Consider the following 13,513-nt stretch of genomic DNA (forward strand, 5'->3'; position numbering starts at 1 on the left):
TCACTTTTTAGGGCACATGAACGTCTGGCGAGCCTGTATGAGGGGTATGCATAAACCGTTTGAAGGCCTTCCGCATGTTCAGAACAGCCCGTCCGAAACTCAGCATCAGCATAGGAATCAGCATCAGTTCACGCAGGGTAACGCGCTGCCGCAGATAAGCTGGAATCGAGATAAACAGGCTGAAACACAGGGTGATCAACAGGGCCATCGGAGCAGCCCACAGCGCCGGGTTGAACGTCAGCAGGGCCAGGAGCGTGCAAAGCCCCAACACGCCCAGCAAGAGTACGCGTGGCAGTACAACCTGCCGGAGCATACTCAGCGCGGGGGTTGGATGACCCTGCGCCAGCTCGGCCAGCCCTTTCTTATAATACATACGCAGAAACTGAAACTGGGCTGCAATCCAGCGGGTACGCTGATTCTCGAAGATGGCTCGCTGGGCTACTTTTTCATCGTATATATAGGCCTGCTCCAGGTATCCAATAATGTAACCGTTTAGCTCAACATTTATCTCCAGTTCCTTGTCATAGCCTCCCATGGTGCGGAGGTTAGTCATGCAGGCCTTCATAAGCCGCAGGTCGAAAGCCATGCCCGACCCGATAACCGGCGACGACAGGCCCAGCGACCGGGTGCCTTTCCGGAAAATATGGTTGTTGATTTCCTCACTGATGGCGTCGAGCAGCGCCACGCCGGTATTGGTATTTTTGGCTACCCGGTGGCCCTGTACGGCTCGCCAGCCCTGCTCGAAAGCCGCGTTGATCCGGACCAGAAAGTCGGGCGCCATGATATTGTCGGCGTCGGCCACCACCATGATATCGTACTGCCCGTCGGGAATCCGGGCCAGGGCCGCGTTAAGTGCTTTGGCTACCGTCGATACCTCGAACGAGACCTCCATAACCCGGATGGGCAGATCGGCCAGCCGGGCCAGGGTAGCCGGCTGCATGGAGTCGGCAATGACAATCAGATCGAAGAGTTCGGCGGGATACTGCTGGCGGAGGTTGGCTTTTACCGAATCGATAATGACAGCGTCTTCTTTGTAGGCGGGAATCAGGACCCCGATCCGGCGCAGCCGGGGCGTTTGGGGGAGCGGGCCGCTGTCATCGGCTTTTCCCAGACGACCCGCTACGGCAAACAGCAGAACGTACAGGACCGTCAGCGCCAGAAAGCTCAGAAAGCCAAAATAAGCCAGGTAAACGAGCGACATCGAAGTAAAGTACATGAGAGTGAATGTGAAATTCGGCTATTAATCATCAAGAACCAATCTGGGCGGTTAAGATTGACCAGACGGTTGGTAAGCATGTCAATCAAGTAGTTAGACTTCGTTTCTGTAAATCCGTCAAGTACCAACTAAAAAATGTTAGAAATATTTAGTTTACTTTAATGGCCGCTCAGCAATAACAGGTACTCGTCATGGCCCGAAATAGGCCTCTTAGAGCGAAAAGCGACCTTGGGCTTCAGACGGTTAGCAATTTTTTCCCATATAGGCATTTCTGGCAAACATTTCGCTATACTCCCAACGTTATGCCTATACTACGACATCAGAGTTAGCGGGTTAAAACGAATGGAGGCAGGACACGAAACGACCAACGAATCGGCGGGGCAGAAAAGCCCCCGTTCGCCGATTCATAATGACAAAGCAACTGTTCGGTTGCCCATGTTGCTGGGCATTACGCTGGCAGGTGGTATGCTGATCGGAGCTACATTTTTCGGCGGTACCAAGAGCCTGAATACCATTGGGCGGGGGTACACCAAATACCGCGAAATCCTGCAGCTAATCGAGAACAACTATGTCGACTCGGTCAATACCGACGAGCTGGTCGATTTTTCGATAGAAAAGATGCTGCAGAAGCTCGACCCACATACGGCTTACATGAACCCGCAGGACGCTATTGCGGCCCGGTCGCAGCTGGAAGGCGGGTTCGACGGTATCGGGATCGAGTTCAATATCTACAAGGATACGGTATACGTGGTGACGCCCCTGGCGGGTGGCCCTTCGGAAACGGCCGGTATTCTGAGCGGTGACAAGATTATTAAAGTCGATGATCAGGCCCTGGCGGGCGGCAAAATCGAGAACAGCGCCGTGTTCAAGGCTCTGCGTGGCAAACGCGGTACCGATGTTCGGCTCACCATCCTGCGCAAGGGCGATGAAAAACCGAAGGTGTTCACCATTACCCGCGACCGCATTCCGACCTATTCGGTCGATGCTGCGTATATGGTTGACGGTAAAACCGGTTACATCAAGGTAAATCGCTTTTCCGAAACGACCTACGATGAATTCAAGTCGGCGCTGGCGGCTCTCCGGGCCGAAGGGATGAGCCAGTTGCTGCTCGACCTGCGTAACAATCCGGGGGGCTATATGGACCGGGCTACCAGCATTGCCGATGAGTTTATTGCCGGTAATAAACTGCTGGTCTATACCGATGGTAAAGACAACCGCTACGACCGGCAGACCTACGCCCGGATTGCGGGCCAGTTTGAGGATGGGCCTTTGATCGTACTGGTCGATGAGGGCAGTGCGTCGGCGTCGGAGATTGTGGCGGGCGCGTTGCAGGATCACGACCGGGCGCTGATCGTTGGCCGGCGTTCGTTTGGTAAAGGACTGGTGCAGATGCCGGTGCAATTGTCTGACGGGTCGGAGTTGCGGCTCACGATCTCGCGCTACTACACCCCCAGCGGCCGGAGCATTCAGAAGCCTTACGTGCCGGGTCAGGAAGGGGATTACGAGAAAGAACTGGAACTCCGCTCGAAACGGGGCGAGTACTACATTGCCGACTCGATCAAAAACGACCCAAAGCTAAAGTTTAAAACCGACGGAGGTCGGGTCGTGTACGGTGGTGGCGGCATTACCCCGGACTACTTCATTCCGCGCGATTCGAGCTGGCAAACACCGTACCTGGTGCAGCTGTATGGCAAAAACATCATCCGCGAGTTTGCCGTCGAGTACGCCAACGCGAACCGGAAGAAACTGGAGAAACTGCCGTTTGCTGACTTCGATAAAACCGTTTCCATCAACGACGAGGAGATGGGCCGGTTCGTGAAAGATGCCACATCGGCAGGGATCAAGTTCAATGAGAAAGAATATAACCGCTCCAGGCCCTACATACGGACGCAGATTAAAGCCTTAGTGGCGCGGTACATCTACCAGAAGAACAACAAAGGCGGCCAGAACAACGAGTTCTTCAAAGTCATTGGCGAGGCCGACGATACGTACCAGAAAGCGCTGAAGTTATTTGACCGGGCCGATAAACTCGCCCACGGTACATTTACGTACAATCAGCCTAAATAGGGCGATTAGAAACGGGAAATCGGGTCGGCAGAGCAGGCAACAGCCCGTTCTACCGACCCGATTGCTGCGTTATTCGGCTTTTACTTTTTTCTTGAACTGATAGGCCAGGCCCAGCATGGATTGCAGGTTGCCGGTTTTGAAGTCCTGGCGGGCGTAGGGAGCCAGCTCAAAAGCGGCCCGCAGATTCGGTACAAACGGTACCCGTACCCGTACGCCCACATGCAGCGAGTAGCCTTCCAGCGCCTGGCGGTCGTCAAGCCCGTTGAGGAAGTTGAACCGGACACCCAGACCGGTGTACACGTTTACCTGGGGCTGGCGACTCACGTTGACCATCGGGCAGAACGTAGTGCTGAGCGACCCAAATACGGTGTTGGTCTGTACGCGCGCATCGAGCCAGAGGGCCCGATCGGCATTGGTACTAACGCTAACGACGTTATTGAACGGATAATAGGCTACGGAAGCCTGACCAAAAGCCGAAGCGGCAACGCTGAGGAGCAGCGCAGTAAATGCGTGTTTCATAGCCGCAAAACAACACTTTTCCCGGCAGAAACAAGCGGCTGAACGACGAAAACAACTGTCTGGTCCGGCCGGAGCGCCTGTAAAAAAAACACGACCCAGCTAAAAGCCGGGCCGTGTCTGACTAGATTTCTATCTACCAAAATCGTTTGTTACCGATAAGCGCGCTTGTCTGGGGTGCCGTCGGGATCGCCCGTTACGGTGCCGTTGTAGCGTAGCGTGCCGCCGTTGGCCAGCAGAATACCGGCTACGTGGGGAGTGGCCATCGAGGTACCGCTCAGCGTGGCGTAACCACCATTCTTATACGTCGATTTGATACTCACGCCCGGTGCCGAAATATCGATCGGTGGGTTGCCGTAGTTCGAGAAGCTGGCAAACCGGTTGTTGGCGTCAAAAGCCGATACCGTAATGATGTTGGTACCGTTTACCCGACCCGGCGACGAATTGTTGGCGTTCTGGGCTTCGTTGCCCGCAGCCAGCGCGAACTTGATGCCTTTGGCGGCTGCGCTTTTTACCGCATTGTCGAGGGCGGTCGACAGCCCGCCACCCAGGCTCATGTTGGCTACGTCGCCGGCCCGGCCGTTACTGGCCACAAAATCGACGCCCGCAATAACGCCCGAGTTAGAGCCGCTGCCGTTGCCGGCCAGCACTTTTATGGGGATAACCGTAGCCCCGGCCGCTACGCCAACCACACCCAGACCATTGTTTTTAGCCGCAATGGTACCGGCAACGTGCGAACCGTGGCCGTTATCGTCGTCGGGGCTGGCGCTGGTGTTGATAAAATTACGACCGCGGTTCTGGCTCACATTCAGATCGGGGTGGTCCATATCGATGCCAGTGTCGATTACCCAGGCAACGGCTGTACCTGTGTAGTTCACGAACCCGCCCACGCGGGTAATGCCCCAGGGCGTTTCCTGCGCCTGCGCTGAAACGCTTCCGCCCGGCAGCTTCAGCTGAAATACCTGGTCAGGCTCTACCGAAGCCACTACCGGCAATTTCTCGACCCAGGCCGCTTCCTGCTGCGACAGGGTGACGGTAAATCCTTTCAGGCTAGACACATAGACCTGCTCGGCCCGCTGGCCCATCGACGAGCCGATCACCTGCTCGATCAGGCCCCGCATCCGGTTTAGTCGACCGTCGTAGGCCCCGCCTTCGGGGGGTAACAGATTCGCGATATCCGCGTCTTCTTTCAGCGTGATGATGTATTTCTGTCGGTCACCGGCAGCTCGTGCCGATTTGCCGGGCTGTTCGTAGCGAACCAGGTTGTCGGGTACCTGTTGGTCAGATAAAGCAGCATCGGGTTCGGTAAGCTGGCAACTGGCCAGTAAAAAGGGTAAGCATGCGCCCAGCAGGGCACGTTTAGATACGTGTACCATGTGTAAGTTAAGATGAAGGTTATTGAATTTGGGTTGAGGCCTCGTCAGAAATATAGAAACTATTTATTTACGAAATCAATATATGATAAATTAAAAATTAACATTTTTTACATAATTCAACATAATATAGATGTTATTTGGACTAATAGCTTGTTATTCATTGGCATACCGTTTAATAAAGAAACGGCACCAGAAAGCAGGGTGCGGTGCCTGGTTAGGGGGCGGACAGGAAATAAGTTTGGCCGGGCTCTTAACGCCAACAAGCCGAACAACCGCTCCTGGCGATTATTCGGCTTGCTGACCAATGGGTTACTGTAGGGTGCTAGCGCATCAGTTTATTGAGTTTTCCTGACGACTGCATGGTATTCATCTTTTTCATCATCTTCCGCATCTCCTCAAACTGTTTCATCAGGTTATTGACCTGCGTGATGTCGGTACCCGATCCTTTGGCAATGCGTTTCCGGCGGCTGCCGTCAATCATATCGGGGCGTTGACGCTCCAGGGGGGTCATGGAACTGATAATGGCTTCGATGGGCTTGAACGAGTCGTTATCAATATCGAGATCTTTGATCATCTTGCCCATACCAGGAATCATGCCGAGCAGATCTTTCACGTTGCCCATCTTCTTGATTTGCTGGAGCTGGCTCAGGAAATCGTCGAAGTCGAACTGGTTCTTCCGCATCTTGGCGTTGATGCGTTTGGCTTCGTCTTCGTCAAACGCCTGCTGCGCCCGTTCAACCAGCGAGATCACATCGCCCATACCCAGAATCCGGCTTGCCATCCGATCAGGGTAAAACACGTCGAGCGCTTCCATTTTCTCGCCCGTGCTGATGAACTTAATGGGTTTGTTGACAACGGTCTTGATCGACAGGGCCGCTCCACCACGGGCGTCGCCATCGAGTTTGGTCAGTACGACCCCGTCGAAGTTGAGCCGTTCGTTAAACGTGCGGGCGGTATTGACCGCATCCTGACCCGTCATGGAGTCGACGACGAACAGGGTCTCGGAGGGCGCTATCGCCCGTTTCACGGCTTCGATTTCCTGCATCATCGCTTCATCGACGGCCAGACGACCGGCGGTATCGACGATGACTACTTTCTTGCCGGTCCGGCGTGCCTGGCTGATCGCGTTCTGGGCAATCTGTACGGCATTTTTATTATCGGGTTCGCTGTACACCTCCACGCCGACCTGCTCGCCCAGTACTTTAAGCTGGTCGATGGCGGCTGGCCGGTAAATATCAGCGGCTACCAGCAGGACGTTACGGCCCTGTTTTTTGAGGTACGCAGCCAGTTTGCCCGAAAACGTGGTCTTTCCTGAACCCTGCAGACCCGCAATCAGAACAACCGCCGGATCGCCCTTGACGTTGATGCTCTGGGCTTCGCCCCCCATCAGTTCGGTCAGTTCTTCCTGCACGATCTTGACAAACAGCTGACCCGGCTCTACCGAAATCAGCACCTTGCGGTCGATGGCTTTGTCGCGGATGCGGTCGGTAATGTCCTTCGCTACTTTATAGTTTACGTCGGCATCTGTCAGTGCCCGGCGCACTTCCTTAATGGTAGCGGCAACGTTAATTTCGGTAATGCGGCCCTGCCCCTTGAGGGTCTTAATAGCCTTATTGAGCTTATCCTGAAGATTCTCGAACATAGTCCTTTAAAAACAGTGACACAAAGATAACAGTTTCCGGCGGGGTGCTATAGTACGGTCGGCTGATCCGTACCGATTTGTAGCTACTGTAACCCGGGTAACTATTTATTCCTATTCACTGCATAAATAATACTAAACGTCGTTATGTTTGTAATTGTGGTTCATACGAACATGAATCGATCCTGCGATAGCCAGTATTAACGAGTGCATTTACCTTCATGAGAGAAATCGGACTAAACAAAGTAGCGGGTCTATGGCTCGTTAGCCTGTTGATCGCCTGCCCATCAATGACCGTAACCGCGGGCGCGACGACTGTACAGCAGCCTGCCGCGACTGCCGCTGACGCGAGTGACCCCGCCAAAAGCCTGAGCCGTCAGCCAAAAGCACCCGTTCTGGCGCGCAACTCAGCCACAACGGCCAAAGCCGAGACCACCGTCGACAGTAAAAAAGCGCGGCAGGACGAAGGTAAAAGTACCATCAGCCGTTGCTGGAAACGGTTGATGGATAACGTCCGGGAGGTAACCAAAGCGCACCGCAACAAGCAATAGCTACCCCGTAGCCTATTTATCGTTATCATCAAAAAAAGCCCCGGTCAGGGGCTTTTTTGTGGAAGGCTGGCGGGTTTATTTCCCCGTCGACTCCTTGTTGTCTTTTGTTTTTTCGAGGTCGGCCCGCTGGTCGTCACGCAGGGTTGGGTACTTGATGCCCAGCTGTTCGAGATAGGTTTTGTAGCGGGTTGGGTCGTAGTAGTATGGTTTCAGTTTCGGCTTAAAGTCGGCCATGATCTTCTGGTTGAGGTACACGGCGGGAAACTCTTTCGGCGAAATCAGGGGCGTGTACTTCTGCTCTTTGGTTTGTTCGTTGGTGTAATACGCCCAGGCTTCTTTGATGATTTCGGGTTTCAGCAGCAGATCGAGCAGGGTCATGGCTTCGGCTTTAGCACCGGCCACGATGCCCTTGTGTGCAATCGGCGTGGCCATGGAGATGGCGTTGCTCCAGTGGTGACCGGGCAGGTCGGGAATGTTGCTGGGGTAGCGCAGAACGATGGTGGGCAGTGACCACGAGATATCCGCAATATCGTCGGAGCCGCCGGTGAGGGGTACGAACGTCTGGCCACCCATGATCATGGTGGGCGCCGTGCCGGCGGGCAGTCCGATGCTGTCGAGTTTCATGGCAAGACCGCCGGTTTTGCGGGCCTGGAGTTCTTTCTGGGTGGCCCGGGCCAGCAACTGGTCCTCGGGTGACCAGGTGGGCAGCCCTACTTTCCGGATGTTATTGTACATGGCTTCGGCAATGGGCTTGTTGAAATGGCCGGGCCAGGCCGATCCCAGTATTTCGTAGGTGAACTTGGTGTCGGTCATCAGGGCGGCTCCTTCGGCGGTTTTGATGCCGGCTTCGAACAACTTTTTGATCTTGGGGTAGCTCCGTTCGCGGAAGTAGTACCAGACAGCCGCTTTGGAGGGGACAACGTTCGGCTGGTCACCCCCGTCGGAGATGACGTAATGCGACCGCTGGGTTAGTTCGAGGTGTTCGCGCCGGTAGTTCCAGCCGATGTTCATCAGCTCTACGGCGTCGAGCGCACTTTTTCCCCGCCAGGGTGCTCCGGCTGCATGGGCGGCTGACCCTTCAAAATTGAATTTCACCGACACCAGCCCGTTATTACCGGCATCGCCGTAGGAGGTGGTCAGGTTGTCGCCCACGTGAGTGAAGATACAGGCGTCTACATTCTTAAAATAGCCATCGCGGATATAAAAGGCTTTGGCCCCCACGAGTTCTTCGGCAACGCCGGGCCAGAGCATGAGCGTACCGGGAATTTTGTCGCGTTCCATCAGCTGTTTCACGGCCAGAGCCGCTACGATGTTCAGGGCCTGTCCGGAGTTATGGCCTTCGCCGTGGCCGGGAGCCCCGTCAACGATGGGGTCTTTGTAGGCCACGCCGGGTTTCTGGCTGGCTTTGGGAATACAGTCGACGTCGGAACCGATCGCGATGACGGGTTTACCACTGCCCCAGGTGGCGATCCAGGCCGTTGGCATACCCGAAATGTTTTTTTGGATGGTGAAGCCTTCTTTTTCGAGTAAGGTTGTCAGATAGGTAAAGGTTTCCTGTTCCTGGAAGCCCAGTTCCGAGAAGCTGAACAGCATGTCGTTGATCTGCTGAGCCTGGTCTTTGCGGGCGTCGACGGCGGCTACGGCTTCGGCTTTGATTTTGGCGAGTGGGTCGCGGTCGGTCCCGGCGGGTTGCTTGGCTTTCCGCTGTCCGATCGCCAGTAGCGGCATCAGTACACTGAGGATGAGGTAGATGGTTCGTTTCATGGATAAGGTTGTTTCCGACAATATACACGTTACGGCGGCTCGATTCATGGTCAGGGATCATTATTCTTAATGGGCTTATAGATTCACCTGCCTGGATACCAGGTCTATTAATGTTCATCGGGAATTGGATATGCCTGCCCCGGTATGAATACCGGGGCTAGTCATTGATCGTAGGGGTAGGTTACGGCGCTAGTTCAATCTATGATAATGGGTAAACCCGGGCCGGACGTTCTATCGGCGATTCATGATTAGCGTCGGCATTCATGCCGATGAAACGATATGCATAATGGGTTTGCCCCGGCATAAATGCCGGGGCTATTTATTGGTCGGAGAGGTGGGTTGTGGCGATGGTATAACCTGTACGAATGGCTATGCCGGGCCGGATCGTTCTGTCGGCGATTCACGATTAGCATCGGCATTCATGCCGACGACACGATACGTGGTATTGGGTTTGCCCCAGCATGAATGCCGGAGCTAGTCATTGGTCATCGGGGTAGGTTACGGCGATGGTATAACCTGTACGAATGGCTATGCCGGGTTGGATCGCTCCATCGGCGATTCATGATTAGCATCGGCATTCATGCCGACGACACGATACGTGGTATTGGGTTTGCCCCAGCATGAATGCCGGAGCTAGTCATTGGTCATCGGGGTGGGGGCCTGGCGATGGTATAACCTGTACGAATGGCTATGCCGGGCCGGATCGTTCTATCGGCGATTCATGATTAGCGTCGGCATTCATGCCGACGAAACGGGATATGCCGATGAATATTTGTATCCATACGTTTATTTAATATATATTAATTTATAAGATCAATCTGCCGTAATTATGAGCTATGTTAGAATATGGGTACATGCTGTCTGGAGCACGAAGAATAGGGAGCCCTTCTTTCAGACACCTACCTTACGTCAGGTCGTGTTTTCGCATATACGGGACCATGCTCACGAACATGATATCTACGTCGATTTCATTAATGGCTATACGGATCATGTACATGTACTTATATCTCTTAAATCAACTCAGTCTATTGCTGAAGTTGTACATATTCTGAAAGGAGAATCCTCGCGATGGCTGAAAGAAAAGCGATACGTGCCGGCCTACTTCGCCTGGCAGACGGAGTACTTCGCTGTTTCCGTGTGTGAATCAACGCTTAATAAAACTCGGGATTATATCCGTAACCAGGAAGCCCATCATCAGGGACGATCTTACGCGGAGGAGTATGACAGCTTAGTACGACAATGGCGATTTACGACTGATGACTAAGGCCCCGGCATGAATGCCGGAGCTAGTCATTGGTTGGCGGGTGTAGGTTATGGCGGTGGTATAACCCATGAAAAGGGTAAGCCGGGGATGGACCGTTCTGTCGGCGATTTATGACTAGCGTCGGCATTCATGCCGACGAAACGGGATATGGCGTATGGCCGCGGCATAAATGCCGGGGCTATCCATTGGTCGGATAGGTAAATTATGATCATGTCATAACCTGTAAAAAAGGGTAAACCCGGGCCGGATCGTTCTATCGGCGATTCATGACTAGCGTCGGCATTCATGCCGATGAAACCGATAAACCGTGTGGAGTCCTCTGGCTCGGTTCTATTTTCCGCCTTGCCCCTTATTCACTACTTTTGCTCCCAAATTTTGCTTCGTTCCCAATTAATTATAAACAACTCGCATGGAAAAAATTAAGGTAGCAAATCCGGTTGTCGAACTGGATGGCGACGAAATGACCCGCATCATCTGGAAGTTCATTAAAGACAAGCTGATTCTGCCCTACGTTGACGTTGACATTAAATACTACGACCTCGGTATTGAATATCGCGACCAGACGAACGACCAGGTAACCATCGATGCCGCTAATGCAATCAAAGAATACGGTGTTGGTATCAAGTGTGCCACCATTACGCCCGATGAAGACCGCGTAAAAGAGTTTAACCTGAAACAGATGTGGAAATCGCCCAACGGGACTATCCGGAATATTCTGGATGGAACGGTATTCCGCGAGCCAATTGTGATGAGCAATGTGCCACGTCTGGTAACCAACTGGACCGCGCCGATCATCGTAGGGCGCCATGCGTTCGGCGATCAGTACCGCGCTACGGATTTCCTGGTGCCGGGTAAAGGAAAGCTGACCATGAAGTTTGAAGGCGAAGACGGAACCGTACAGGAGTACGAAGTTTTCAACTTCAAAGGTCCGGGTGTAGCCATGGGGATGTATAACGTCGATGAGTCGATTCGCGGTTTTGCCAAGGCCTGTTTCAACATGGCTCTGCAGAAGGGATGGCCGCTGTATCTTTCGACCAAGAATACGATCCTGAAGAAATACGACGGTCGTTTCAAGGACATCTTCCAGGAAATTTACGAAGCCGAGTTCAAAGCCAAAGGCGTTCATTACGAACACCGCCTGATCGACGACATGGTGGCGTCGGCGCTGAAGTGGGAAGGTAATTTCGTATGGGCCTGCAAAAACTACGACGGCGACGTACAGTCAGATACGGTAGCCCAGGGCTTTGGCTCGCTGGGTCTGATGACCTCGGTACTGGTTACGCCCGATGGCAAGACGATGGAAGCGGAAGCAGCCCACGGTACCGTTACCCGCCACTACCGCGAGTACCAGAAAGGCAACAAAACCAGCACCAACCCCATTGCTTCGATCTACGCCTGGACGCGTGGTCTGGCGTTCCGGGGCCAGCTGGATGGCAACCAGGAGCTGATCGATTTCGCTACGGCACTCGAAGCGGTCTGCGTTGAAACCGTAGAAAGCGGCAAGATGACGAAAGATCTGGCGTTGTCGGCCTACCCGGCTGGTACCAAACTGGTAGCGGGTGAGCACTACCTCAATACGGAAGACTTCCTCGAAGCGCTGGACGAAAACCTGAAAGCAAAACGGGGGCTGGCTTAATACCGTCCTCTATTGCTGATACCATACTCCGTGCCACGGTGCAAAGCGATACGTCGCCCAGCCGTGGCACGGTCTTTAACCTGCAAACCCTATATCTATATGAAATACCTACTCGTCAGTCTGCTAACGGTCCTGACGCTCACTACCTACGCCGGTACCGAGCCGCCCCGCAAACCCATGAAAGCCAAAGCCCTGCAGCACGTCGTGCTCTTCAAATTCAAACCCGAAACCACCCCCGAAAAGGTGGCCGAGATTGTAGCCGCTTTTGAAGCGCTGCCGTCGAAGATCAAAGAGATCAAAGGGTTCCAGTGGGGAACCAACAACAGTCCCGAAAAACTCGATAAAGGCCTGACGCACGCGTTTATCCTGACGTTCGATAACGAAAAAGACAGGGATACTTACCTGCCTCATCCGGCTCATAAAGCCTTCGGTTCGGTAGTGGGCCCCTGGCTGGCCGACGTGACGGTGGTCGATTTCACCAACCAGGCGAAATAACCGGTTGCTATTGACAAACGCAGCGAGGAGATGCTATCAGGGCGTCTCCTCGCTGCGTTTATACCGGCTGGATGGGAGGCTGATTCGTGACCGTCAGGGTGAATACGTCGGGCCGGGCGTAGTGGCCTACGCTGTCGAAATCAAGTTTACTTTTGGCCAGTACGGCGAAATCCAGGTCGGCGACCAGTAAGCCTTCCTGATCCCAGAGCGGTCCGGCCAGTACCTCGCCCATCGGCGAAATAATAACACTACCGCCCCGGCTCATGATGTCGGGCTCGTTGGTCAGCTCGGCCTGATACCGTTCGGGATAATCGGTTTTACGGACAAACTGATTGCTGGCCAGCACGAAGCAGCGCCCCTCCAGCGCTACGTGCTGCATAGTCGACTGCCACGAGTCGCGGGCGTCGGCCGTGGGGGCCAGGTAAATATCGAGGCCCTGCTGATACATCGCCATCCGGGCCAGCGGCATGTAGTTTTCCCAGCAGATCAGGCCCCCCAGACGACCGAGTTCGGTGTCGAAGCTGACCAGCGTGCTGCCGTCGCTCTCGCCCCAGATGAAGCGCTCAAGCCCCGTTGGTTTCAGCTTCCGATGCTTCCCCAGCAGCGTACCGTCTTTTCCGAAATAGAGCAGCGAGCAGTGGAGCGTTCCACCAACCGGCTCTTTCTCGGTTACCCCCAACGCTACGAGCATGCCTGCTTGTTTAACAGCTTCCGCAATTCGGTTTGTCTGTACCGATGGGGCTTCGATGGCGTTTTCCCAGTAGTCGAGCCATACATCCCGCCCGTGGTCGGTTCGGCGACCCACTACGGCGCCGAACGTTAAGCCCCGCGGGTAGCAGGGAATGAACGATTCCGGAAACAGGACAAGCTGACAACCAGCCTGCGCGGCTGTCTCGATCCAGCGGATAACCCGATCGATACTTCCTTCGCGGTCGAACAGGGCTGGCGTGGCCTGTACAACGCCCACCCGAACAGTTGGCAGGGGCATA

The 13,513-nt window shown here is 54.2% G+C and carries 11 protein-coding genes; 5 read left to right on the top strand and 6 right to left on the bottom strand.

Going from position 1 to position 13,513, the window contains the following annotated elements:
- Positions 1–7: 7 nt before the first annotated feature.
- Complete coding sequence (locus tag B1C80_RS22555; protein ID WP_236648896.1) at positions 8–1,216, bottom strand: glycosyltransferase family 2 protein; 1,209 nt, start codon at positions 1,214–1,216, stop codon at positions 8–10.
- A 342-nt stretch (positions 1,217–1,558) separates the two neighbouring features.
- Between B1C80_RS22555 and B1C80_RS22560 the strand changes: the two genes are divergently transcribed.
- Positions 1,559–3,283: a S41 family peptidase gene (locus B1C80_RS22560; protein ID WP_077923487.1), complete on the top strand. Its 1,725-nt coding sequence runs from the start codon at positions 1,559–1,561 to the stop codon at positions 3,281–3,283.
- Positions 3,284–3,352: 69 nt separating this feature from the next.
- Here the strand turns inward: B1C80_RS22560 and B1C80_RS22565 are convergent, their stop codons facing one another.
- From B1C80_RS22565 to ffh, 3 genes are all read right to left on the bottom strand, one after another.
- Positions 3,353–3,802, bottom strand: coding sequence for a hypothetical protein (locus B1C80_RS22565; protein WP_077923488.1), 450 nt, complete (start codon positions 3,800–3,802; stop codon positions 3,353–3,355).
- A 149-nt stretch (positions 3,803–3,951) separates the two neighbouring features.
- Positions 3,952–5,175 carry a S8 family peptidase gene (locus B1C80_RS22570; RefSeq protein WP_077923489.1) on the bottom strand — a complete coding sequence of 408 codons (1,224 nt, stop codon included), beginning with the start codon at positions 5,173–5,175 and terminating at the stop codon, positions 3,952–3,954.
- 322 nt (positions 5,176–5,497) lie between these two features.
- Positions 5,498–6,817: a signal recognition particle protein gene (ffh, locus tag B1C80_RS22575; RefSeq protein ID WP_077923490.1), complete on the bottom strand. Its 1,320-nt coding sequence runs from the start codon at positions 6,815–6,817 to the stop codon at positions 5,498–5,500.
- 218 nt (positions 6,818–7,035) lie between these two features.
- Between ffh and B1C80_RS22580 the strand changes: the two genes are divergently transcribed.
- Positions 7,036–7,365, top strand: a complete 330-nt coding sequence (locus tag B1C80_RS22580) for a hypothetical protein (RefSeq protein WP_139361713.1) — start codon at positions 7,036–7,038, stop codon at positions 7,363–7,365.
- Positions 7,366–7,440: 75 nt separating this feature from the next.
- Here B1C80_RS22580 and B1C80_RS22585 read toward each other — a convergent pair whose 3' ends face one another.
- Positions 7,441–9,129: a peptidase dimerization domain-containing protein gene (locus B1C80_RS22585; RefSeq protein ID WP_077923492.1), complete on the bottom strand. Its 1,689-nt coding sequence runs from the start codon at positions 9,127–9,129 to the stop codon at positions 7,441–7,443.
- A gap of 829 nt (positions 9,130–9,958) precedes the next feature.
- Between B1C80_RS22585 and tnpA the strand changes: the two genes are divergently transcribed.
- From tnpA to B1C80_RS22600, 3 genes are all read left to right on the top strand, one after another.
- On the top strand, positions 9,959–10,393 hold the full coding sequence (gene tnpA / locus B1C80_RS22590) for an IS200/IS605 family transposase (protein WP_077923493.1): 435 nt from the start codon (positions 9,959–9,961) through the stop codon (positions 10,391–10,393).
- A 409-nt stretch (positions 10,394–10,802) separates the two neighbouring features.
- Positions 10,803–12,029 carry an NADP-dependent isocitrate dehydrogenase gene (locus tag B1C80_RS22595; RefSeq protein ID WP_077923494.1) on the top strand — a complete coding sequence of 409 codons (1,227 nt, stop codon included), beginning with the start codon at positions 10,803–10,805 and terminating at the stop codon, positions 12,027–12,029.
- Between the two features lie 99 nt (positions 12,030–12,128).
- Complete coding sequence (locus B1C80_RS22600; RefSeq protein ID WP_077923495.1) at positions 12,129–12,524, top strand: Dabb family protein; 396 nt, start codon at positions 12,129–12,131, stop codon at positions 12,522–12,524.
- A 58-nt stretch (positions 12,525–12,582) separates the two neighbouring features.
- Here B1C80_RS22600 and B1C80_RS22605 read toward each other — a convergent pair whose 3' ends face one another.
- Complete coding sequence (locus B1C80_RS22605) at positions 12,583–13,512, bottom strand: carbon-nitrogen hydrolase family protein (protein WP_077923496.1); 930 nt, start codon at positions 13,510–13,512, stop codon at positions 12,583–12,585.
- Position 13,513 lies beyond the last annotated feature (1 nt).

The sequence above is a fragment of the Spirosoma sp. 209 genome (genome assembly GCF_002006735.1).
Taxonomy (GTDB): Bacteria; Bacteroidota; Bacteroidia; order Cytophagales; family Spirosomataceae; genus Spirosoma; species Spirosoma sordidisoli.